Origin of the sequence: Acinetobacter calcoaceticus ANC 3811 (assembly GCF_000399665.1) — a bacterium.
In the GTDB taxonomy this organism is placed as follows: Bacteria; Pseudomonadota; Gammaproteobacteria; order Pseudomonadales; family Moraxellaceae; genus Acinetobacter; species Acinetobacter calcoaceticus_B.
The window spans coordinates 2,762,206-2,786,391 of the sequence record NZ_KB976986.1 but is presented as its reverse complement, the minus strand read 5'-3'; the positions used below and the strand labels follow the sequence as shown (position 1 = coordinate 2,786,391).

Sequence of the window (24,186 nt, the reverse complement as noted above, 5' to 3'; positions counted from 1 at the left end):
TATTGCTCAATTTAATGTCGTTTTATATTTATAAAAATTATGGAAGTACGGCAACAACTGTCATTTCTACAAGTACGTCCGGTGCATAAAGTTTAGACTCTACACAAGTACGCGCTGGTGGATGTCCTTCACTAATCCATGCATCCCAAACAGCATTCATCGCTGCATAATCTTTGTCGATATCTTTTAGAAAAATCATGACAGAAAGAATGTGGGTTTTATCTGTTCCGGCTTCTGCCAATAGACGGTCAATATTATCTAAAGTTTGTTTAGTCTGTGCTGTAACATCTACGCTCGTATCATCTGCGAGTTGTCCAGCTAAGTGTACTAAATTACCTGAAATCGCAACTTCGCAGTAGCGTGAAGTCACGTGTAAACGCTTTACCGTCATAAAAATGCTCTAGAGTGGCTTTATTTAATAGTATTGATTTTATGAAGAGTTGCTATGCGGGTGCAAGCAAGTAGAAAAGAATTTCAGTAGATTATTGTGATGAAGGAATATATAAGCCATGTATTGGAAGGGCCCTGTAATATTCGGATTTGGTCGTCACGCCAATCACAGGACGATATGCCGAAAGTAAAGGTTGCTTTTGGCATGTTGCAAATACATGGGTAATGAATATGCGCTGATTAGGTTACTCTAAACTTAGAGTAAAAGGGAATAGCTTTTGTTCAAAAGTTGCTCTTGTGGGTAAAAAATAGACAATCACCAAAGGTTAAGTTGGAAGTCATCTGCTTGAGTTTGTAACTGATAGACTCCTATACCAATTAAGCGAAACTGGAAATGTTCAGGAATCTGCATTTCATTTAATAATAAAAATAAAACTTGGATTAAGTCTTGTAGCGACTGGATGGGCCTTTTAAAGCTTTTACTATGTTGTAAAGTCTGAAAATTCTTGAGTTTAAGCTTAATATTCACACCACGTGCATTGAGCTGTTTTTTCTCTAAGCTTTGCCAGACTTTCTCGGCTAATCCCTGCCAGTAGGGCTGACATTGAACTAAAGTAAAATCACTATCGAAAGTGGTCTCTTTCGAAATTTGTTGGCGTGCTCTTTCAGCTTGAACAGGCCTATGATCAATTCCTTGTGCATATAGGTAGAGTTGTTGTCCATATTTACCAAAGTGGTGAACTAAAACAGCCTCTTCAATTTTCTGTAAATCGCCCAAAGTATGTAGTTGAAGTTGTTGTAATTTTTCTTGAGTGACTTTACCGACGCCAGGGATTTTTTTTAGGGGAAGTTCTTGAATGAAATTGGCAACCTGCGAAGGTTTGATTACACATAAACCATTAGGTTTGTTCCAGTCCGAAGCAATTTTTGCCAAAAATTTATTAGGGGCTACACCTGCTGATGCAGTCAGCCCAGTTAACCTAAAAATATCTTCTCGAATATGCATCGCAACCTCGGTTGCACTTGTAATTTGTTTTAAATTTTCAGTGACATCTAAATAAGCTTCATCTAAAGATAAAGGTTCAATAAGCAGAGTATAGTGCTGAAAGATCGAGTGAATTTGAGTGGAGACTGTACGGTATTTTTCAAAATTTGGCTCAATAATAACGACTTGAGGGCATAGTTTTCTTGCCTGAGTCATCGACATGGCTGAGCGTAAACCAAATTCGCGGGCAGGATAAGATGCAGCAGCAATCACAGCTCGCGGATGATGAGATGAAATAACAACGGGTAAATGCTTTAATTCAGGATGTTCCCGTAGCTCGACTGATGCATAAAAGGCATCCATATCGATATGAATGATTTTGCGCATATTATTGTGCTTTCACGATACTTTGCTGCTGTAAGAATTGGTGCCATTCTTTGACTGAACCATCATAAACATTTAAGTCTACTGGCTTTACCATCCCTTCAATTTTACCCTGATTACTATGCTGCCAGAAGAGCCATTTTCTCTTGTCTTTAAGTTCAGGTTTTCCTTCGTAATCTCTGACCCAAAGTGGTGTATTAGGAAAACTACCTATTAACACAATGTGGTAAAAAGTTTTAGAAATATAAAAGATAGGCTGTTTGCCATAATGCTGTTTTAGGCGATCATGCATGATGCCTATTTCTTTAAGTAATTGTTCTTTGGTATGTGAATTAATACAGTTACCGTCATATTCCAGATCAATGACAGGTGGAAGCGCATCTGATTTTTTAGGTACCGTCGCAATAAAGTTATCTGCTTGTGTTTTACCATCACGACATAGACGATAAAAGTGGTAAGCCCCAACATGAAGTCCATGTTCACGAGCTTTGAGCCAGTTTTCTTGGAATTTTGAATCTTTGTAATCGCCGCCTTCAGTTGCTTTTAAATAGACGAATTGAAACTTTTCTGGCGATATTTTTTTCCAGTCAATATCACCTTGATGATGAGAAACATCGAACCCTTGAACAGGATAATCTTGTGCAACGGCTTTTTGTTGATAGAACAGACCAAAATAAGCCAGAACTCCCAAAACACATCCCAAGCCAATTCCGATAAAGGTATTGTACCGTGCTGTGAAAAAGGTTTTAGCCAGTTTGGTCATGTAAAACTCATTAAAATTTGAAGCCGACATCATAACGTGATTTAAGAGCGAGAAACCACGCTAAAAATGCAACGACTTATACGGGGGTATTTTTTGGAATTTGCCAGAAAATAAGCGCTGTAATGACATTGATACAGCCGAGGCAAATTAAAGTGACATGGAATGCGGTAGTCACATGGTCAGCTCCATAATAACTAGTAAATATATTAATGAGTGTACCTGCCAGTGCCACGCCAATACTCATTGATAGCATCATGATCATCGATAAAAAGCTATTACCACTACTTGCATCTTGTTGAGGCAAATCTTTTAAGGTGAGTGTATTCATACCTACAAATTGCAGTGAGTTTAATGTGCCAAATAAGAAAAAGTGCAAGGCTCTAAACCAAGTTGGAGTATCGACTGTCATGATGGCGAAAGAGGCAATACATAGCCCGACTAGCGTTGTGTTGATGAGTAAAAAACGTCGATAGCCAATTTTTTGAATAATGGGTCTGACAATTGGCTTTGAAAATAATGAGCCTAAGACCAAAGGAATCATCATTAAACCAGCAATAAAAGGCTCAAAACCAAAAGCGACTTGTAGCATGAGTGGTAAAACAAAAGGTAAGGCATTACCACCAAAACGAGCAAAGAAATTACCTAAAATACCAATCGCATAAATTTTGTTTCTAAAGAGTCGACTGCGGAATAATGCATTTTGATGAGTGTGTGAGTGGTAGGCATACCAAAGTGTTGCAATTATGCCGACGACTAAAAGTGAAATGCTGAACCAGTTTGAATATTCAGGTGAGGCTAGATGTTCGATACCCAAAGACCATCCAATCATTGCCACTACTAATAAAATGAAGCCGCCTAAATCAAATGTTTTGACTGAAGGTTCTTTTAAATTAGGCATGACTTTTAATGTCATTAAGATGCCTAAGATACCCATGGGAATGTTAATCAGGAAAATCCAGTGCCAAGTTGCAACTTCAACTAACCAGCCACCCAAAGTTGGACCCGCCAGAGGCCCGAGTAAACCTGCAAGACTCATTAAGCTCATTGCAGCTAAGAACTGAGTTCGAGGAATAATTTTTAAAAGTGATAGTCTGCCAACAGGAAGTAATAACGCTCCACCCACGCCTTGGATGACTCGGAAAAATAAGAGTTCATTGAGGCTCTGAGAAAGACCACAACCCAAAGAGGCTAGAGTAAAAATAACGATTGCCGATAAGAAAATATTTCTAACACCAAAGCGGTCTGCTAACCAGCCACTTAACGGAATGCAGGCGGCTACTGATAAGACATAGGCCACCACTACACTGTGCATGCGTAAAGGATCTTCATTTAAATGGTGAGCCATTGCAGGAATAGCAGTATTTACAATCGTTGTGTCCAAAGCCTGCATAAAAAAGCCAATGGAAACCAAAAGAACCAGTAAGCGATATTCAGGTTGCAAGGCTTGGTGAGTCGGCGTGGCATTCATAACATTTGAAAGTTAACGTTTTGGTCTAGTGTAAAACAAATTGAAAGTAAAAAAAGTAAGACAATGTTGATTACCCCATTACTAAATCTAAGTGCTTTTGAAGATGGCGGTAAAATAGTTAAAACAAAAAAAGCGGCAGAACCGCTTTTTTATGGAGAGTAGGTAGGTAACTAAACAACAAATCTTTTCGGCATTTTTAAATTTTTAATGACGTTATAAATTTGATTAACATCATCACATACAATTAATTTAGCTCGGTGCTGAAGGGGAAGAAAACCTTCTTGAACCGCATGGTCTAGCTGGGCAATCAATGCATTATAAAAGCCATTTACGTTATATAAAATCATGGGTTTTTGGTGTTGGTTAAGTTGGCCCCAAGTGGCTATTTCCAATATTTCTTCGAATGTTCCTAAACCGCCTGGTAATGCAATAAATGCACTTGCACGCTCTGCCATCATGGCTTTGCGCTCGTGCATTGTTTCTACAACATGTAATTCGGTTAAGCCTGCATGGGCTACTTCATAATCGAGCATAAATTCAGGAATGACACCGACAGCTTCTCCGCCGTTTGCGAGAACGCTTTCAGCAACTTGTCCCATTAAACCAATACTGGCGCCGCCATAGACTAAACCGAAACCTTGGTCAGCAATTCCATGAGCGAGTTCAATTGCCTTTTCTCGGTAGATGGGATTATTTCCTGCACGTGAACCACAATATAATGCAATAAGAGGTTGTTTTGTTTTTACAGCTGTTATTGGTGAATCATTTACTGCCATTGTTAATACGCTATTCATTGCTTTATTTTCACCTTATCACGTTCATATTTCTTGTCTACACTAAGCAAAAGATATGACAACTTTATAAGCAGATTTATAGTAAAGACTTATGTTTTGTATGGGTTTGGTGAATGCCTGTCATGAACAAATAAAAATGATGAATTTATGTTAAATCTTGCCTATACTAAAAATTCGTTTAACAACATATGAACAAATATGGGTAGTGGTTGTAGTCGCTCCGTTTTAATTTCTTGTCCTAAAAAAACATTTTCCCTCCTTTGTATGGGCATACCTGCTGTGTTGCCAAATAAAGATAAAATCCAGTCAGCACAGGAGCAGGATCGATGATCTTTGAATGGATGTCTGATCCATCTGCTTGGGTGGGTTTAGCAACTTTAATCGTTCTTGAAATTGTATTGGGGATTGATAACCTCGTTTTCATCGCTATTTTGGCCGAAAAACTGCCACCAGAGCAGCGAGGCAAGGCTCGAAAACTGGGATTATTATTGGCCTTGGGCATGCGTATGCTCTTGTTGGCTGCTATTGCTTGGGTCGTAACACTTACTCATCCACTCTTCCATATTTTTGATCATGCTTTTTCTGGCCGTGATTTGATTTTGTTGTTCGGTGGTGTGTTCTTGCTCTTTAAAGGCACCATGGAATTGCACGAGCGTTTGGAAGGCAAACAACTGCAAAAAGAAGACAATCCAGTTCATGCTGCGTTTTGGATGGTTATTGTCCAGATTGTTGTACTTGATGCGGTCTTCTCGTTAGATAGTGTGATTACTGCCGTGGGGATGGTCAAAGACAAGAGTGTCATGATGCTGGCAATGATTGTTGCTGTCGGAATTATGTTCTGGGCATCAAAACCACTCATGGACTTTGTGAATAAGCATCCAACGGTGGTTATTCTGTGTCTTGGCTTCTTGATGATGATTGGTTTCTCTTTGGTGGTGGAAGGTTTTGGTTTCCATATTCCTAAGGGCTACTTATATGCTGCAATTGGTTTCTCAATTTTGGTGGAAATTATCAACCAGAGCATGCGCCGTAATCAGGAAAAGATGGTTACAACCACAGACTTGCGTTATCGCACTGCCTCTGCGGTTTTACGTATGTTAGGAAGCAAAAGCAGTGGTTCTAGCTCAGATACACAATCTTCTGATAAAGAAGATGTATTGGCTACACAAGCTTTTGCAGATGAAGTGTTTGATGAAGATAATGGCGTTTATCACAGTGTGTTAGTGCAAGGTGTTCTCGGTTTATCAGAACGTCCTGTAAAGTCTGTTATGACCCCAAGGCCTGAGCTTGAGTGGATTGATTTAGATGACGAACCGGAAGTTTTAAAAGAACGTTTAATGTCAATGACACACTCTCGTTTGATTGTTGCACGTGGTGAACTTGATAATATCGAGGGTATTGCACTCACTCATAAAGTTCTAAATGGCTTTATTGAAACAGGTGTGGTCGATTTCCAAAAGCATTTACGTGAACCTGTTATTGTGCATGAAAATGCTCAAGTACTTATGGTGATGGAGCAATTACGTCAAGCACCGTTACAAATGGCAATCGTTTTAAATGAATACGGTTCAATTGAAGGTATTGCAACGCCAATCGATATTTTAGAAGCCATTGCGGGTGAATTCCCTGACGAAGATGAGTTAGATGCAGCCGCTGAGAGTTTGGCAGATGGTTCATTAATACTTGAAGGTTCAACAGACATTCGCCACGTATCTCTTTTATTAGGCCGTGATTTGGTCGATGAAAGTGAACAGTATTCAACTTTGTCGGGTTACTTGTTATTCCATTTAGGCCGCTTACCAGAAAATGGTGAAGCTGTTGAAGCAGATGGTTATCGCTTTGAAGTGATTACGATGGAAGGTCATAAAATCGAGAAAGTTCATATTGTTTCTATCGAACAAGATGAATCAAAAGATTAAATGACATTTTAAGTCTAGAAACATCATAAAATAGCTCAACTCTGAGCTATTTTTTATTTGAGAAACACAGAATGACTCAACACACTTGTCCATGTGGAAAAGGCAGCTATGCAGAATGTTGTGAGCCTTTACATTTAGGCATATCAAAAGCCCTGACAGCAGAGCAGCTGATGCGTTCGCGTTATAGTGCTTTTGCATTACAGCAAATTGATTATATTTTGAAAACAACCGCTTTAGGTCAGCAAACTGCACTTGATAAAGATGCAATTGCAGACTGGAGTAAACAAAATCAATGGTTGGGTTTAGAGGTCGTTAATACCAAAGAAAAACTAGATAAAACCCATGCACAGGTTGAATTCAAGGCACATTATCATGATGGGCAAAAAGCTCAGGTTCATCATGAAGTTTCACATTTTGTATATCAGCAACAACAATGTTTTTTTCTTGATCCTACGGTAGATATGCATGTCACGATGAAACAACCTTGTGTATGTGGCTCTGGAAAAAAATTTAAACAATGCTGTGCACAATTCATATAACTTTACCTTAAAATACCCGCACCGTTTGGCCTGAGGGAAAGGGCGATGTTACTCACCGTTATTTATATTATTGCGATTACTGCTGAAGCCATGACAGGCGCATTGTCTGCTGGGCGACGGAGTATGGACTGGTTCGGTGTCGTACTGATTGCCTGTGTGACTGCTTTAGGGGGCGGATCGGTACGTGATGTATTACTCGGCCACTATCCTTTAACTTGGGTAAAACATCCTGAATATTTGGTTCTGACGTGTTGTGCTGCATTTGTCACAATTATTATCGCCAAATGGATGCGTCACTTACATAACATCTTTTTGGTGCTCGATGCCTTAGGTCTAATCGGATTTACCATTATTGGTTGTCAGATTGCCTTGCAAATGGGGCATGGTTTTGTGGTATCGGCTGTAGCAGGGGTGTTAACTGGAGTTTCTGGCGGTATTTTACGTGACATTTTATGTAACGATGTCCCATTCGTTTTCCGTCGCGAACTTTATGCGAGTATTGCTTTTGTAGCAGTCATTTGCTACTGGGTATGCTTAGATTTGGGATTCAGTTTAGAGTTAACTGTTGTTTCAACCTTAATTTTCGGTTTTACCCTGCGTCTGATTGCGATCTATTTCGGCTTAGAAATGCCTAAGTTTATTTATAAAGATGACGATGCAGAATCAGCTTCATCAACCGATGAACATTAATTATGCAGAATGCGATGTGAGCATGCTATAACAATTAAATATTGTATTGCTCACTTATTCTTTCCAGTAGAGTTTTCTTATGGATCTGGTTTCACGTATACAAAATCTTCCAATTGGCAAATTCCACTACACATTATTGTGGGTGGTTGGGTTAGGTTGGATGTTTGATGCGATGGACACCGGTATCATTGCTTTTATCATGACAACGCTTGTTAAAGACTGGGCATTAACACCAGCCCAAAGCGGTTGGATTGTCAGTATTGGCTTTGTAGGAATGGCTATTGGAGCAGTTTGCTCGGGGGCTTTAGCAGATCGGTTTGGTCGAAAGACAATATTTGCCACGACCATGGCAATTTATAGTATTGCGACTGCCTTATGTGCTTTTGCTCCAGATTTGAAATGGTTATTGATTTTTCGTTTTATTGTTGGCCTTGGACTTGGTGGGCAGCTACCTGTTGCGGTGACATTAGTGAGTGAATATATACCCTCACATGTACGTGGTCGTTTTATTGTATTACTTGAAAGTTTTTGGGGTTTAGGCTGGTTAGTTGCTGCGTTAATTTCTTATTTTATTATTCCTAAATTTGGCTGGCATATTGCATTTCTAATGGGCGGCTTCCCTCTGATTTATATTCTAGTGATTTGGAAAAAACTGCCCGAATCGATACCGTACCTGATTAACCGTGGTCGTATCGAAGAAGCGCATGCATTGGTACAAAAACTAGAAGCTCAGGCAGGTGTTCAAATTGTTCATCACATTGAAGTTGTGCCTGTCGCTATACAACAAAAGGTCTCTTTTAAACAACTTTGGAGTGGCCCTTTTGCACGCCGTAGTTTAATGCTTTGGCTCATCTGGTTTGGAATCGTATATTCCTACTACGGTATCTTTACGTGGTTGCCAAGTTTATTGGTAAAACAGGGCTATGACATTGTTAAATCTTTTGAATATGTTTTGCTGATGATTTTGGCACAACTACCAGGTTACTTGGCAGCGGCATGGTTTGTAGAACGATTGGGTAGAAAAATTACACTCGCTTCATTTATCGGGTTTTGTGCATTGTCTGCATATTTCTTTGGACAAGCTGACAGCGTAAACAGCATTATGTTTTGGGGCTGCCTCATGTCGTTCTTCAATTTAGGGGCATGGGGAGTGTTATATACCTATACACCAGAACAATATCCAGCCAATATTCGAGCTTTTGGTTCGGGCTGGGCATCGGCAATGGGGCGTTTAGGTGGAATTTTAGCGCCGATTGTGGTTACCCATATGATGGTTGCAAAGCATGGGTTTAGCCATGTTTTTATGATGTTTACTGTTGTTTTACTTTTGGTCGCAGCTGTAATTTTAATATTAGGTGAAGAAACCCAAGGGAAAAGACTAGAGTCGATAGGTCTCTAGTTTTGCCTAACTTTATAGCAAGTAACTAAAAATATAGAGAGATGAGACATAATTTGACGCTCAGGTGACAGACTCCCTCTTGTGTCTGTAACATAGCCCACTTAGCATAAGACTCATTTAAAATAACGACTGATTTGGAAGATAAGCTGACTATGACCAGCCTTGCGCATCAAGCGACAGAAAACCGCTCTGTAGCCGAATTTACTGAACAGGCTTACCTGAATTATGCCATGTACGTCATTATGGATCGTGCATTGCCGCATATCAGTGATGGCTTAAAGCCTGTACAGCGCCGTATTGTCTTTGCCATGAGCGAGCTAGGCTTAAAAAATAGTGGTAAGCCAAAAAAATCAGCACGTACAGTAGGTGATGTGCTAGGTAAATACCATCCTCATGGTGACTCGGCATGTTATGAGGCGATGGTCTTGATGGCTCAGCCATTTAGTTATCGTTATCCTTTAATTGAAGGACAAGGTAACTGGGGAGCACCAGATGATCCTAAGTCATTTGCTGCGATGCGTTATACCGAAGCAAAACTTTCTGCCTACAGTGAGTTGTTGTTAAATGAGTTAGGTCAGGGCACAACTGACTGGCAAGATAACTTTGATGGTTCATTAAAAGAACCTATTACGTTGCCAGCGCGTATTCCTAATATTCTACTCAACGGCACAACTGGTATTGCGGTTGGTATGGCGACCGATATTCCGCCGCATAATTTACGTGAAGTGATTAAAGGAACGATTGCCTTAATTCGTAACCCGCAAACTTCAGATGAAAAATTGGCTGAATATATTCCAGCGCCAGATTTGCCAACAAAAGCTGAAATTATTACGCCGCCAGAAGAATTACTCAAAATCCAGACCACTGGTCGTGGTAGTTACCGCATGCGAGCGGTTTATACCATCGAAAAAAATGAAATCGTGATTACTGAATTGCCTTATCAAGTATCGGGCTCTAAGGTGATTACTCAAATTGCCGACCAAATGCAGGCTAAAAAACTACCATTAGTCGTTGATATCCGTGACGAGTCGGATCATGTAAACCCAACACGCTTAGTGATTGTACTTCGCTCTAACCGCATCGATGCAGAAGCGGTAATGAGCCACTTATTTGCAACCACTGATTTAGAGTCGAGCTACCGTGTTAATTTAAACATGATTGGTGAGGATGGTCGTCCTCAAGTTAAATCGATTCGTCGTATCTTGCTTGAATGGATTGAAATCCGTAAAAAAACGGTAACTCGCCGTTTGGAATATCATTTAAACCGAATTGAAAAACGCCTGCATATTTTGGCAGGTCTTTTAATTGCTTATCTTGATATTGATACAGTGATTCGTATTATTCGTGAAGAAGATCAGCCTAAACCTGTATTAATGGAACATTTCAATATTGATGAGATACAGGCAGAAGCAATTTTAGAACTCAAGTTGCGTCATTTAGCAAAACTTGAAGAGATGGAAATCCGTCAAGAACAGGATGAGCTTGCTGCAAAAGCTGCCATTATTCGTGAGCAATTAGAAAATCCAGAATCTTTAAAAAATCTGATTATTGGCGAATTAAAAGAAGACGCGAAAAAGTTTGGTGATGAACGCCGCTCTCCAATCGTGGCGCGTGCCGAAGCTGTTCAGATTAAAGAGCAGGATTTAATGCCAGCTGAACCAGTAACGGTGGTTTTATCTGAAGCGGGATGGATTCGTGCTGCAAAAGGTGCGGATGTTGATGCTGAGAACTTAAACTATCGTGCGGGCGATCAATATTTAAGTCACGCTGTGGGTAAAACCAATCAACGAATTTATTTCCTTGATGAGACAGGGCGTAGTTATGCCTTACCTATTAGCAGTTTGCCATCAGCAAGAGGTTTGGGCGAACCTTTAAGTTCTAAACTTGCTCCTGCAAGTGGTGTGTCGTTTATTCAGGTTTATCTAGAAGACGAAGAGTCTGAACTTATCGCTGCAAGTACCTCTGGTTATGGGTTTAAAACTCAAACCAAACAGTTAGATACCAATGCCAAGGCTGGTAAGACATTCTTGTCTGTTCCTGAAAAATCAAAAGCTCTACCATTGATATCTGCCCAAAATATGACGCACTTAGCGGTGCTCAGTTCAACAGGTCGACTCTTAATCATTGATTTGGCAGAACTACCAAATCTAAATAAGGGTAAAGGTAATAAGTTGATACAACTTGATGCGAAAGAGCAAATTTTATCCATGACAACCCTGAACTTAGATGAAATAATTCAGGTGGTTGCAGGTCAGCAACATCTAAAATTAAAAGGTGATGATCTACAAAAATATATGGGTAAACGAGCTTCAAAAGGTCAGCTCTTACCACGTGGATATCAAAAAGCAAATAAACTGTTGATTCAGAGATAAAGCTAGCGTCTGGCAACATAAATACGCTATATATGGCAACATGTTTAAGCAATGAACTGAACTTGTTGGTATTGAATAACGATTAAAAGGACAGCAATTTGGAGTACGTAATTTGTACTCCATGCAAAAAAATTTGGCAGGGTTAAATTGTCAAAACTTCTGTCTCATAATCTTGTTCGAAGTGTCATGAATGTGCCAATAAGTTTTAAATATGTTCTGGCACCAAGAAGCTAAAGAATAGCTGGGGCATTGAATAACAGTTATTACTAAGGATTACGAATCGGAGATAATGGCATTATGGAAAAAATTTGGTTTGCAGAATACCAAAAAACAGGGATTCCAGAAACAGTAGCATTGCCTGCGGAAAATACCTCACTTGTTGATATTTTTGAGAGTAATTTCCAAAAATTTGGTTCTCGCGATGCCTTTATCTTTATGGATAAAGCGATGTCATTTAATGAGTTAGAGCTTGCAAGCCGTAAGTTCGCGACCTATTTGCAAAATTTGGGGTTAGCAAAAGGAACTCGTGTGGCAGTGATGATGCCGAATGTATTGCAGTATCCTGTAGTTGCATTAGCTGTTTTACGTGCAGGCTTGGTGTTAGTGAATGTTAACCCACTTTATACTGCGCGTGAACTTGAGCATCAATTAAATGACTCAGGTGCAGAAGTACTTGTAATTATCGAAAACTTTGCCAGTGTTTACCAAAGCATTTTAGGCAAAACTCCAGTGAAGCACGTTGTAGTTGCATCAGTCGGAGATATGCTCGGTACACTCAAAGGTACTTTGGTGAACTTTGTATTACGTAAAGTACGTAAGCAAATTCCAGCTTGGAATATTCCAGGACACGTTAAATTTAATTCAGCATTAAATAAAGAAAATGCGAGTAATTATAAGCGTCCGACTTTAACTTTAAGTGACACTGCTGTACTTCAATACACTGGTGGTACAACAGGCGTTTCAAAAGGTGCAGAGCTTACTCATCGTAATCTTGTAGCAAACTTACTCCAGTGTGATGGCATTTTCCAAAGTAAGTTTGGAGCAAATGATGGCGCTAAAGGCGACCGTATCGTTTGTGCATTGCCGCTTTATCATATTTTTGCGTTCATGGTTTGCGCGATGTACGGTATGTATAAAGGTCAAGCAAATATCTTGATTCCGAACCCTCGTGATTTACCAGCTGTTATTAACGAATTACGTAAATATCAACCATCATTCTTCCCAGCGGTAAACACATTGTTTAATGCTTTAGTGAACAATGAAGAATTCCGTCAACTTGACCATAGCAGGTTAAAAATGGCAATGGGCGGTGGTATGGCCGTTTTACCTTCTACAGCAGAAGCTTGGAAGAAAATTACTGGCACAACCATTATTGAAGGTTATGGCTTGTCAGAAACCTCACCAGTAGCAACAGCAAATCCACCTGCTTCTACTGAATTTAGTGGCACCATTGGTATTCCATTACCTTTAACTGAAGTTGCTATTTTAGATGATGACGGTAAAGAAGTTGCTTTAGGTGAGCAAGGTGAAATCTCGATTCGCGGTCCTCAAGTAATGAAAGGCTACTGGAACCGTGCTGATGAGACAGCTAAAGTCATGACAGCAGATGGTTTCTTCCGTACTGGCGACATCGGTGTGATGGATAGCCGTGGATATACAAAAATTGTAGACCGTAAAAAGGATATGATTTTGGTTTCTGGCTTTAACGTTTACCCAAGTGAAATCGAAGAAGTTATTGCTAAGCATCCAAAAGTATTGGAAGTTGCAGCAATTGGCGTTCCAGATGAAAAATCAGGTGAAGTGCCAAAACTCTTTATTGTGAAAAAAGATCAAAGCTTGACGACTGAGGAAGTTTTGAGCTTCGCTAAAGAAAACTTAACAGGCTATAAGCGCCCTCGTTATGTTGAGTTTATGGATGAATTACCAAAATCTAATGTAGGCAAAATTTTACGTAAAGACTTACGTAAACCAGCCTAAACAGTTAATAAAAAAAGCGCCTTAGGGCGCTTTTTTTTATTTTAGATTTTATGGCTTTTTATAAACCAGCGGTCTATATAAGGACGTCCAATTCCGACCATCCCAACAAAAACAAGCATTGTGCCGAGTTGCAGGCGTAAGTGAGTTAAATCAAGCTGACCATAACTTAAATAATTATCTGCTAAGCAATATATCGTAATCACAATGAGCCAGTGCCACAAAGTAAGTCGTTTAATACCGACTGCAATAAAGGTAATTGTTAAAATAACAAAGGTGCCAAGTGTCGATTGCCAATTTAAATTTGCACAAATCACACTAAGTAAAAAAGCCATAATAGGGAGTACGATCTTTAATATGCGATCTATCTGAAGTTGGTTCTGTTTTTGCTTATCCAAGACTTCAAACAATTCTTTTTGATCAGGTTGTTGCATACATGGCCCTATTAATCAGTGATGACAAGTGATTGCATAAAATTTCAGGTAAAAACGCAATGTTATGATAGCATGATCAACAGTATTTTCAGTGTTGGATGGCACTATGCAGGGCATCAGCGGCATTATCTATATTATTTTAGTGGCATGTTTGCTGCCATACGCATTTACCGTAATTGCAAAGTTTACAGGCGGGTTTCAGCCTGCTGATAATCAAAACCCGAGAGCTTTTTTTGCCAAAACAACGGGTCTAGCTGCTCGCGCTAATGCCGTACAACAAAATAGCTTTGAAAGCTTACCTTTATTTTTAACGGCTATTTTAATGGCCGAATACATGGTTGTTCCAGAATATTTTATTCTGAGATTAGGTTGGGCATATATTATTTTAAGAGTTATTTATGGGATCTGTTATTTAAGTAACTGGGCAACTTTGCGGTCGATTGTCTGGTTCTTATCTATATTGTGCCCAATCTTCTTATTAGTGGTTACGATTAAACTGACTTGAGTGTCATTCTGTCATCATTCATATCAACTTTCGCGTGTGCGCATTGTATAATCGGCATCATTTTGATGATATCCACGCTATAATCGGGTGGATTTTACATCTGACTTCATAACGAAAGAGTATTGATATGAGTTACAGCGATATCCCAGCAGGTAAAGATGCCCCAAATGACATTTATGTCATCATTGAAATTCCTGCAAATGCAGCACCAATTAAATATGAAATCGACAAAGATTCTGATGCATTGTTTGTAGACCGTTTCATGGGTACAGCAATGTTCTATCCAGCGAACTATGGTTATGTTCCAAATACTTTGTCTGAAGATGGCGACCCGTTAGACGTACTTGTTGTAACTCCACATCCTGTTGCTGCTGGTTCTGTAATTCGTTGCCGTCCAGTAGGCAAATTAAAAATGGAAGATGACGGTGGTATCGATGCGAAATTAATCGCTGTTCCACACGAAAAATTGTCTCCATTGTATAAAGATGTTAAAGAATATACAGATCTTCCTCCGCTATTGATTAGCCAAGTTGAGCATTTCTTCAGTCACTATAAAGATTTAGAACCAGGTAAGTGGGTAAAAATCAGTGGTTGGGAAGGTGCTGATGTTGCTAAAGCTGAAGTATTAAAAGCAATTGAAGCTGCTAAATAAGCTTTAATTGATAAAGCTCAGAATGCCTCAATTGATATTCTGAGCTTAATAAAAAACCTACATCTGTTGCTAGACGTAGGTTTTTTTATGCTTGATAGATTTGTGAATTAGAATAATTTCACAGGAATATCAAGGAATAAACGCCATTCATTGGTGTCACCAATGTAAGCACCTTGGTATGAATCACTTGCACGATAGTACGAGTTACGAATACGAAGGCTTGCATCTTTAGCAAAACCGCTTTGAACTGTATATTTCACTTGGTTAAAGAACTCACGTTCTTGAGCACTGTCAGTTACATTTCTAACTTTGATGTCCCAACCATATACAAATGCAGTTGTCCAGTTTAAACCAGGTAATACGCCTAACTTACCAAAATCAACGTTGTACTGAATTTGTGCAGATTTTTCATCGTTACCGATGAAGTCAGACATGTAAGAGTTCGGTAAATAGATGCTTTGGAAACCATCAGCATTTTGACCATAGTCATAACCAACATTACCACTGTTTTGTTGGTACGCTAACATCACACTATGTGGGCCAGTTGCATAAGTTCCTGAAACTGCCCAGATATTATTGGTCTTTTCTTCGCCTGCTATACCATCATTACCATAATTTGGTGCTACAGCCCCAGTTGCCGAGTAAGTATGTGCACTTGCATCGAATTTAGTATGGTAACCACTAAAATCATAAGTTAATGAACTGTCATTCGCCAAAGGCTGTTTAAAGTTTACATTTACATAATGGCGTTCAAGCGCATTTTTGCTGTCTAAACCATAATAAGATGCATTTAAATTATCATCAAACTTGTATTTTGCGCCCCAAACAATGGCACGATCAAGGCCTCTGCCAGAAGCATCAGCATCAGTATTGATTTGATCAGACATTTGGTCTTTAGTAAATTTACCAGCAACCAATTCAAGGTTCTTGATTTCATGGCTGGTTAATAAAGTACCTGTAAAATATTCAGGAACCATACGTCCAGTATTACTTGCAAGAACAGGTAAATCGAGTACTTGAGTACCGTAACGTACTGTTGTATTCGAGAAACGTGCTTTAACGCTACCACCACCACGAGCCCAGTGATCGTAAGCCGAGCCGTCGTTGTTTTTTGGAATCATTTGATTTCCGGCATTTTTATTTTCGCCGATTTTAAATGAACCGTCACCAACAACGCCAACGCCGAAGCCAACAATACCAGGAGTAAAGCCAGAATCGATACTTACAATTGCTGACTGAGCAAATGAGCTAGTATCTTTCGCGCCCTGTTTTTTGTCACGGCTGATATAACCTGTACGGAAGAGAATAGAACCGTTCGCATCTTCAACAAATCCTTTTGCCTCACTTTGCTCGCTTGCCTGAGCTGAGGAAATTATTGCCGCAGAAATGAGAACTGCTAATGTAAGTTTTTGTGCATTTAGCATATTTAAAGAACCTCATAAAAACGATAAATCCTGTGCCTTGTTATTATTCAGGGCCTAGGATTTGAATCAATTGTATAAGTAATCTATAAAAAAGATATATTTTTGTTGATTTTATTTTATATATGCTATGCAGAAATTGATTAATGTGTTACTGGTTGTTTACTAAATTTACTATTAACCTTTTATACTTAATGTATTGTTTAAAATAAAAAAAGTAATTTATTTTTTAGTGTATTTTTACCATTTATTTTATATTCCAAGCTCAAAATATAGTTGATTCTTCTGTTTGTTTTTTGATCTTTTTTGGTGGATATGTTTACTTTTTAATCTCATGCTAAGTTGCTTTTTTCGACGATTTATTTTAAATAGTTTTTAAAGTGTTACTTTATAACATTATTCTGAAGAGTAATGTACAAAAATGGATCACAATAATAAGCCAATCGAATTTAGTTGAGTTGATCAAATTTGGTGCGATATTTTGCGTGAATTTTGTGCATTACTCTTTTTTCTCATATGACTGATTAAAAAAGACCCAAAATAGTTCATAAGTTTAAAAATAGAAAAAATAAAGAAATTTAATTAAATGAAATGCCCATTTACAGACCATTAAACGCCCAGCTTTAAGAAATTTACGTAATTTTTATATTTCTTATTTAAGGTTAAATAGAAATTTTACATTGAGTAAATGAATACTTCCTATCTCGGTTACTAGTTTCCGATAAGGGGTTTCCATATGTTTATTATTTCTAATTGCACAAGAATTTTATTTTATTCTATTGTTTTTTATAGGTATATATTTATAAAAAATAAGCAGGGGTTTCATTGTAAAACAAGTTTGATCTCAAAATTAATGAAGTGCGTTGATAGTAAGTATGGAATTGGCACAGCAATTGCTAAAGCTTAAGTAACACAATGTGTTTTATATACATAAATCGTGCATTCATTATGGGGGAGATCAGAATGATGAAATTTGCACTTAAGACCTTAGGTCTTGGTATCTTTGCAGCAGGCTCAACTATGGTTATGGCTGAACCTGCACCATCTTTTTATGGCATCACCGCAACAGGAAATGTAGCGGCAACTACAGACTACCGTTTCCGCGGAGTTACTCAATCCTCAAATAACCCTGCAATTCAAGGTGGTTTTACTTTTTCTCATAAGTCTGGTGCTTATTTATCACTTTGGGGTTCAAGTGTCGATTTTGGAGTAACTGGCAACTCAACAGAAACTGATGTGGCTTTGGGTTATACCAATACTTTGAAATTAACGGATACGCTTGCACCTACTTATGATGTCGGTGTAATTCATTATGGCTATATTGGTTCTGGTCATAGTTTTGACCGTAATGGCATTGGTTATGATGGTAAAAATGGGTTAGATTTTAATGAAGTTTACGGGAAATTAACTTTTGCTGATTCTTTATTTAAAGGGGATGCACTTAGCGTAGGTGTGAACTATTCAGATGATTACTGGGCTCATTCTAAGCAGTTCTGGTATTTTAATGTCGGTTATTCAGCGCCAATTGCAGATACAGGATTTACTGGACTTGCATCAGTTGGCTATAACAAGTTCAAAAATAAAGATGCTTTAGCCGTAGTTGCGGGTGGTCCAGGTAAAGACGATAGCTATATCGATTATAAAGTGGGTGTAAACCGTAACATTCTAGGCATTTTGGCTGAGCTAGATGTTGTTGGTACAGACATTAGTACTTCTGGTATGACTGATGCTCAGAAAAAACCTTATGACACAGGTCTAGTGTTTAGTTTAACTAAAACATTCTAAGTTTATGCTGTAAAAAAGCGGGTTTATTGACCCGCTTTTTTATTAGTTTTCTATTTCACAAAGTAGTCGTTTTAACTGGTTAAGCTCAATATCCGCAGCTTTAGACAGTGGCTTACGTGGTGAACCCGCAGCAACACCTTTTAGCTGTAAACCTGCTTTAATCGTTTTGGGTAAACCACCAGTTACAATAAAGCGTAGTAGAGGAAGTTGCTGATAAAATGACTTCTGGGCCTGTTCTAATTCACCATTTTTTATATGTTCGATAAGTTGTTGAGGTTGTTGACCTAACAGATTTGGTGCTGCTGTACACCAACCGCTTGCTCCAGCACATAAAGCTTCTAAAGCTAGAGGATTACATCCGTTATAAAATGGGAGTTCTCCTTTTGAGAGCTCTTGAATTTTATGCATACGTTGAATGTCACCGCTGCTTTCTTTCACCATCGTAATATTTGCAATGTTGTTAAACATGCGCACGATTAATTCTGGAGACATATCAACACCACTAGTTGCAGGGTTGTTATAAATCATAATCGGCAAAGTCGTTGTTTGGGCAATTGCCTGATAATATTCAAAAATTTCTTGATCTGTTAGCTTCCAATAAGATACAGGAATCACCATAAGTGCATCTGCACCATAGCTTTGAGCGATCTGCGCTTTTTTAATGGCTTGATCTGTCGTGAGTTCTGAAATTCCAATAATGACAGGCACACGTTTGTTAATGCTTTCAATTGAAGTTTTAGCGACTAAGCACCACTCATCCCATTCAAGATAAGCGCTTTCGCCTGTACTGCCCAAAGGTGCAATCGCATCGCAGCCGTTTTCAATAAGCAAATCGAGCATCTGTTTTAAAACAGGAAGATTAATGGTGTTGTCATCAGAAAAAGGAGTAACAGGGTAGCCAATAATGCCGTTTAGTTTCATGGTCGAAATCTCTTTTTAAATACAGTCAGGATGTTTTTTCAAAGCTTTACGTGTGTAGTAAGCAAAGTTCACTTTGTTACGTTTATCGGTAGATACCCAGTCATGAGCTTCCGTTGCTAAATCGTGTGGGATCGGCTGAATTTGCCCAGCAGACATGGCTAGTAGTTGCAGTTGAGCTGCGCGTTCAATTAAAAGAGCCAAGTTGCATGCTTCTTCAATGGTTTTTCCTGTGACCAGTTGACCATGGTGAGACAATAAAACAGCACGGTTTTTACCCAGAGCAGAAGAAATCAAAATACCTTCTTCGTTACCTACAGGAACACCTGGCCAATGGCCTACAAAAGAGCAATCTTCATAGAGTGCACAAACATCCATTTGAGAAATCATGAGCGGAATTTGAAGCATCGACAAAGCAGCTACATGAGTCGGATGCGTATGGATAATACAGTTCACCTCTGGGTGCTCTTTATAAATCCACGTATGAAAGCGGTTGGCTGGGTTTGCCATACCTTCTTGATTGATGGGTTCTAAGTCTTGATTCACCTCAAGCAAGTTTGAGTCAGTAATTTCATCAAAACCTAAACCAAAACGTTGGGTAATAAAGGAATCTTTATTTTCACTACGGCAAGTAATTTGGCCTGCTAAACCAGAATCATGGCCATGATCAAATAAAATACGACAAGTGAGTGCAAGCTTTTGGCGGTCAGTTAAATCTGAGTCACTAATCCACTTTTGCATATTTTGCTGTGCGTGTTGCATGAGGTCTTGTTTGTTTACAGAAGTAGTCTTCATCTCTTCTCCAGTCCAGTTGACCAAATTAAGTAGGTGAAGGCAGAATAGAAAACAACTGGATGAATCAATACATCCAGTTTTTATAAGTTATATGGTCCAGATGGGGCAAATATGCTAAGACCTTGGCAAGTACATTTTCGTATCGATGAAAGAGAAGAAAAGACGGTTTTTCTAAAACTGACCAACTTGATTAGTCAGGAAATTTTAAGTGGCCGGTTGGCGCAAGGGACTATGCTGCCGGGGTCTCGTAGCCTATCAAAAGAATTAGGAATTAATCGGAAAACGGTACAAGCGGTCTATGAAGAATTAGAAGCGCAAGGCTGGCTTGTGACTCGCCCTCGAAAAGGCACATTTGTGGCAGATGTTTTGCCAGAAAAAAAACTCCAAATAGAGTCAATATCTGAGCGTAAAGTTAATGAGAAGCCAATAATCCAAGAAGTTGCTTTATATCCACATAACGATGGTGTACCAGATCCACGGCTTATTCCGTATGAGTTATTTTCAAGAGCCTATCGGCATGCATTGATTAAAATTACCCAAAACCAGTACATGGGTTATGGAAACCCCCAAGGTATGATTGAGTTAAGACAAGCCTTACAACAAATGTTGTCGATGGAACGTTTTATGAATGTTGCCGAAGATGAGATTTGTATTGTACGTGGTAGCCAGATGGGAATTTTTGTTGCATCCCGTGCATTACCCAATCGGCAGGGAGTTATTGTTGTTGAAGAGCTTTATTATCCATCTGCTTTTAAAGCATTCCAGTCGAATGGTTTTCAGGTCGTTTCTGTCAAATTAGATGAACAAGGCATTGTCATTGAAGATTTAGAACGGATTTTAAAAGAACACTCGGTTGCTGCCATTTATACAACTCCGCATCATCAATATCCTACAACTGTCACCATGCCAATGAGTCGCCGTCTTCAACTCTTAGAGCTTTCAAAAAAATGGGGCTTTTATATTATTGAAGATGATTATGATCATGAATTCCACTATGACAGTCGGCCTATGCCACCCTTAGCGAGTTTGCCTCATTCTGAATTAGTCATTCATGTTGGTTCATTGTCAAAGGTCTTTGCACCTGGGATTCGTTTAGGCTACATCGTGGCATCGTCACCCATCATTCAATCGATTACTGAAGATATTTTATTGATTGATCGGCAAGGTAATAATATTACTGAACTTGCCTTAGCAGATTTAATGCAACGGGGTGAAATTAAAAGACACATCCGTAAAATGAAAAAAATATATCAGCTACGCCGTGACCATGCGTTAACTGAGTTCCACCGAATTTTTGCAGAGAGTGTTCAGGTACAACCACCCGCGGGTGGAATGGCTTTATGGGTAAAATTCCAGAAACCATTTACTCAAGATCAGCTTATAAAAATAAAAGAACTCAACATTGATACAGAGCATAAATTTAAAAAACTCGAGTCTTCTAATCGCTGTATTCGCTTTGGTTTTGCAGCTTTATCAGAGAAAGAAATCACTTCTTTAATCGAGACCTTAAATCAAGTTCTTAACAAAGGAACAGAGGACTCATCATCCGCTGTTTCATTTTAAGAAAGCTCACTCTAATTGATCTTTATACTTTTGAATTTCTGAGACAAAGCTAAGCAGAAAGGGTGTAATTTGTGACTTATATTGTTCAGTTTGTAGCATCTCAACAATTTGTTCAGGGGATTTGCTAAGAAGAGAGAAGCGTAAAAATAAATCTTCAAAAAAATTGCTACTCACTGTCGACAATACTCTTCTTAAAGAAACCAGCATATCGTCGCCGCGGCCAGATGCATGAACTAGAACAATAGGCTTGTCTATGATTTCGGTGCGGGAAACCATCCAATCAATTGCATTTTTAAGACCGCCTGGAATACAACGAATATATTCAGGACTTGAGATGATAATGCCATCTGAGGCAGAAACAGATTTGATGAATTCTTCTACTACGGCAGGCGTTTTTTCTCCTTCATCATCTGGAGAAAAGATAGGAAGATTATTAATTTGATCGAAAACTAAAAACTCAATGCTGGCCGGTGCGATATCTTTCATCGCTCGTAATAGCGCGGTATTTGTAGATGCTTTTCTTGTACTACCTGAAATAGCCAAAATTTTCATAGCGTCCTCTTTGCCTTCTTATATAGGCAGTAATAACTTCTTTAATTAAGACGTTGTATAAACAGCGGACTTATCATCCGCTGTTTCATTTTAAGAATGATTGCCTCGATAAGAGAGCGCTTCTGTAAGATGAATGCTTTGAATCATCTCACTTTGAGCTAAATCGGCAATGGTCCGCGCTACTCGTAAAACACGATGATAAGCACGAGCCGATAGATTTAAACGTTGCTGAGCCATTTCAATCATCCGTTGTGAAGTGCTATCAAGTACGGCATGTTGCTCTAGCTGTTTCGGTGAAAGTGCCTGATTTAAACAATTTTGTCTTCGCATTTGTTGTTCATAAGCAGAAATTACGCGTTGTCGCACCGCCGTAGAGTCTTCAGTAGGCGTTGGGTCTTGCAGTTCCTGAGCTTTTAAAGGCGGTACATCAATATGTAAATCGATACGGTCAAGTAACGGTCCCGATATCCGGTTTTGATAGCGTTTAATACTTTCGGGTGAGCACTGACAACGACTATCTTGATTAAATGCATAACCACATGGGCAGGGGTTCATTGCAGCAATCAGTTGGAAGTTAGCCGGATAAGTAATTTGCCGAGCTGCTCGTGAAATAATGATTTCTTTTGACTCAAGTGGCTGGCGTAAGACTTCTAGAACTTTTCTATCAAACTCGGGAAGTTCATCTAAAAAGAGCACGCCTAAATGCGATAATGTAATTTCGCCCGGTTTAGGGTGAGAACCGCCCCCAACGAGTGCAATTGCAGATGCTGTATGATGGGGCGCTCTAAATGGTCGCTGACCAAAAGTATGTGATGTATTCGAAATCGAGTAAATACTCGCAACTTCAAGCGTTTCTTGATTAGAGAGCGGCGGTAAAATTGAAGGCAGACGTGAGGCGAGTAAAGTCTTACCTGTTCCGGGTGGGCCTTTAAAAAGTAAAGAATGCCCCCCAGCAGCAGCAATTTCGAGTGCACGGCGTGGGCGTAGCTGACCTTTTACATCTGCAAGGTCAAATTTATAAGGCATTTGGTTTGATGTGGTCGTAGGCTCAACCGAAGTTAGAGATTTCGTGCCCAGAAAATGTTCACAGACTTCTTTTAAGTGACCTACTGGGTAACATTTAAAATCAGGTAAGTGGCTAATATCCTCACTATTATCAAGCGGTAAAAGCATTTTATGCTTAGCTTGTTGACAAGCCATGGCCAAAGTTAAAGTACCTGACACAGGCCTTACATGACCATCCAGTGCTAATTCACCAATTAATTCAAAATCTTCGGCACAGTTTTCTGGAAGCTGACCAGAGGCAATTAAAATGCCTACAGCAATTGGTAAATCTAGACGTGACCCATCTTTGGGCAAATCTGCTGGTGCAAGATTAATGGTCAGCCGTTTAGTCGGGAATTGAAATCCACTGTTAATAATTGCTGAGCGAACTCGGTCTTTACTTTCTCTTACGGCCGCTTCAGCTAGTCCTACAATGGTAAGAGAAGGTAAGCCTTGACTCACATGGACCTCTACTTCAATTAGAGGTGCATGTAAACCCAAAAGTCCCCGTGTATAAATTTTAGAAAAAGACATCTTATTGTTCCATTATGGTGCTTCATTTTTAATCGTTGTAAAGTATAAGTGCGCTACATTGGTGCTTATTTTTTATTCTTTAAAGTTTCTTCTAATAGTTCCACTTGTTTTTGTAGCTCTGCTAAACGTTGGTTGGCTGATTGAAGTGCGGTCTTTTGACGGTCAATCTCTTGTTTAGAAACAAGGTCTAACTTTTCGACTGCTTCATTTAATAATGCACGTAAATTTTTTTCCAAATCTTTTTTAGGCTCATCAATTTGTTCCAGAATGGCCTGTAATAAAGTTTCTAGCATGAAATATCCAAAG

22 protein-coding genes and 1 pseudogene are annotated in these 24,186 nt (G+C 39.0%); 11 read left to right on the top strand and 12 right to left on the bottom strand.

What is annotated here, in order from left to right:
- Positions 1-37: 37 nt before the first annotated feature.
- Positions 38-391, bottom strand: a complete 354-nt coding sequence (locus F935_RS14330) for a RidA family protein (RefSeq protein ID WP_016139548.1) — start codon at positions 389-391, stop codon at positions 38-40.
- 224 nt (positions 392-615) lie between these two features.
- Between F935_RS14330 and F935_RS18860 the strand changes: the two are divergent.
- A pseudogene (locus F935_RS18860) lies at positions 616-702 on the top strand (hypothetical protein).
- Between the two features lie 4 nt (positions 703-706).
- Here the strand turns inward: F935_RS18860 and dinB are convergent.
- The 4 genes from dinB to F935_RS14310 all read right to left on the bottom strand — a co-directional run bounded on the left by dinB (position 707) and on the right by F935_RS14310 (position 4,784).
- Positions 707-1,762, bottom strand: coding sequence for a DNA polymerase IV (dinB, locus tag F935_RS14325; RefSeq protein ID WP_016139547.1), 1,056 nt, complete (start codon positions 1,760-1,762; stop codon positions 707-709).
- 1 nt (position 1,763) lies between these two features.
- Positions 1,764-2,522: a glycoside hydrolase family 25 protein gene (locus tag F935_RS14320; protein ID WP_016139546.1), complete on the bottom strand. Its 759-nt coding sequence runs from the start codon at positions 2,520-2,522 to the stop codon at positions 1,764-1,766.
- 76 nt (positions 2,523-2,598) lie between these two features.
- Positions 2,599-3,990 carry a multidrug transporter subunit MdtD gene (gene mdtD, locus F935_RS14315; protein ID WP_016139545.1) on the bottom strand — a complete coding sequence of 464 codons (1,392 nt, stop codon included), beginning with the start codon at positions 3,988-3,990 and terminating at the stop codon, positions 2,599-2,601.
- Between the two features lie 170 nt (positions 3,991-4,160).
- Positions 4,161-4,784, bottom strand: coding sequence for an LOG family protein (locus F935_RS14310; protein ID WP_016139544.1), 624 nt, complete (start codon positions 4,782-4,784; stop codon positions 4,161-4,163).
- A 326-nt stretch (positions 4,785-5,110) separates the two neighbouring features.
- Here F935_RS14310 and F935_RS14305 point away from each other — a divergent pair, with 326 nt between their 5' ends.
- From F935_RS14305 to F935_RS14280, 6 genes are all read left to right on the top strand, one after another.
- Positions 5,111-6,703: a TerC family protein gene (locus F935_RS14305; RefSeq protein WP_016139543.1), complete on the top strand. Its 1,593-nt coding sequence runs from the start codon at positions 5,111-5,113 to the stop codon at positions 6,701-6,703.
- Positions 6,704-6,774: 71 nt separating this feature from the next.
- Positions 6,775-7,242 carry a YchJ family protein gene (locus F935_RS14300; RefSeq protein WP_016139542.1) on the top strand — a complete coding sequence of 156 codons (468 nt, stop codon included), beginning with the start codon at positions 6,775-6,777 and terminating at the stop codon, positions 7,240-7,242.
- Between the two features lie 45 nt (positions 7,243-7,287).
- Positions 7,288-7,932 (top strand): trimeric intracellular cation channel family protein, encoded by a 645-nt coding sequence (locus F935_RS14295; RefSeq protein ID WP_016139541.1) that lies wholly within the window; start codon positions 7,288-7,290, stop codon positions 7,930-7,932.
- 79 nt (positions 7,933-8,011) lie between these two features.
- Entirely contained in the window at positions 8,012-9,331 is a 1,320-nt protein-coding gene (locus F935_RS14290; RefSeq protein ID WP_016139540.1) for a niacin transporter NiaP, read from the top strand.
- Between the two features lie 152 nt (positions 9,332-9,483).
- Entirely contained in the window at positions 9,484-11,703 is a 2,220-nt protein-coding gene (parC, locus tag F935_RS14285; RefSeq protein ID WP_016139539.1) for a DNA topoisomerase IV subunit A, read from the top strand.
- Between the two features lie 297 nt (positions 11,704-12,000).
- Positions 12,001-13,680, top strand: a complete 1,680-nt coding sequence (locus F935_RS14280; protein ID WP_016139538.1) for a long-chain-fatty-acid--CoA ligase — start codon at positions 12,001-12,003, stop codon at positions 13,678-13,680.
- Between the two features lie 41 nt (positions 13,681-13,721).
- On the opposite strand, the gene F935_RS14275 is transcribed toward F935_RS14280, so the two are convergent.
- Positions 13,722-14,111 carry a hypothetical protein gene (locus tag F935_RS14275; RefSeq protein ID WP_004795213.1) on the bottom strand — a complete coding sequence of 130 codons (390 nt, stop codon included), beginning with the start codon at positions 14,109-14,111 and terminating at the stop codon, positions 13,722-13,724.
- 106 nt (positions 14,112-14,217) lie between these two features.
- On the opposite strand from F935_RS14275, the gene F935_RS14270 reads away from it, so the two are divergent.
- Complete coding sequence (locus F935_RS14270) at positions 14,218-14,616, top strand: MAPEG family protein (RefSeq protein WP_004795212.1); 399 nt, start codon at positions 14,218-14,220, stop codon at positions 14,614-14,616.
- Between the two features lie 127 nt (positions 14,617-14,743).
- Positions 14,744-15,268 (top strand): inorganic diphosphatase, encoded by a 525-nt coding sequence (gene ppa, locus F935_RS14265; RefSeq protein WP_003654399.1) that lies wholly within the window; start codon positions 14,744-14,746, stop codon positions 15,266-15,268.
- 107 nt (positions 15,269-15,375) lie between these two features.
- Here the strand turns inward: ppa and F935_RS14260 are convergent, their stop codons facing one another.
- Positions 15,376-16,692, bottom strand: a complete 1,317-nt coding sequence (locus tag F935_RS14260) for an OprD family outer membrane porin (RefSeq protein WP_016139537.1) — start codon at positions 16,690-16,692, stop codon at positions 15,376-15,378.
- A gap of 960 nt (positions 16,693-17,652) precedes the next feature.
- Here F935_RS14260 and F935_RS14255 point away from each other — a divergent pair.
- Positions 17,653-18,474, top strand: a complete 822-nt coding sequence (locus tag F935_RS14255) for a TorF family putative porin (RefSeq protein ID WP_016139536.1) — start codon at positions 17,653-17,655, stop codon at positions 18,472-18,474.
- A gap of 42 nt (positions 18,475-18,516) precedes the next feature.
- On the opposite strand, the gene F935_RS14250 is transcribed toward F935_RS14255, so the two are convergent.
- Entirely contained in the window at positions 18,517-19,395 is an 879-nt protein-coding gene (locus F935_RS14250; RefSeq protein WP_016139535.1) for a dihydrodipicolinate synthase family protein, read from the bottom strand.
- A gap of 15 nt (positions 19,396-19,410) precedes the next feature.
- The gene (locus tag F935_RS14245; RefSeq protein ID WP_016139534.1) at positions 19,411-20,187 is read right to left on the bottom strand and encodes an aldolase; all 777 of its coding nucleotides are present in this window, start codon (positions 20,185-20,187) and stop codon (positions 19,411-19,413) included.
- Positions 20,188-20,298: 111 nt separating this feature from the next.
- Between F935_RS14245 and F935_RS14240 the strand changes: the two genes are divergently transcribed.
- Positions 20,299-21,750, top strand: a complete 1,452-nt coding sequence (locus F935_RS14240; RefSeq protein WP_016139533.1) for a MocR-like pyridoxine biosynthesis transcription factor PdxR — start codon at positions 20,299-20,301, stop codon at positions 21,748-21,750.
- Between the two features lie 6 nt (positions 21,751-21,756).
- Here F935_RS14240 and F935_RS14235 read toward each other — a convergent pair whose 3' ends face one another.
- From F935_RS14235 to F935_RS14225, 3 genes are all read right to left on the bottom strand, one after another.
- On the bottom strand, positions 21,757-22,302 hold the full coding sequence (locus F935_RS14235) for an NADPH-dependent FMN reductase (RefSeq protein WP_016139532.1): 546 nt from the start codon (positions 22,300-22,302) through the stop codon (positions 21,757-21,759).
- 90 nt (positions 22,303-22,392) lie between these two features.
- Positions 22,393-23,880, bottom strand: coding sequence for a YifB family Mg chelatase-like AAA ATPase (locus F935_RS14230; RefSeq protein ID WP_016139531.1), 1,488 nt, complete (start codon positions 23,878-23,880; stop codon positions 22,393-22,395).
- 65 nt (positions 23,881-23,945) lie between these two features.
- Positions 23,946-24,173 (bottom strand): accessory factor UbiK family protein, encoded by a 228-nt coding sequence (locus F935_RS14225; protein WP_016139530.1) that lies wholly within the window; start codon positions 24,171-24,173, stop codon positions 23,946-23,948.
- Positions 24,174-24,186: the final 13 nt, after the last annotated feature.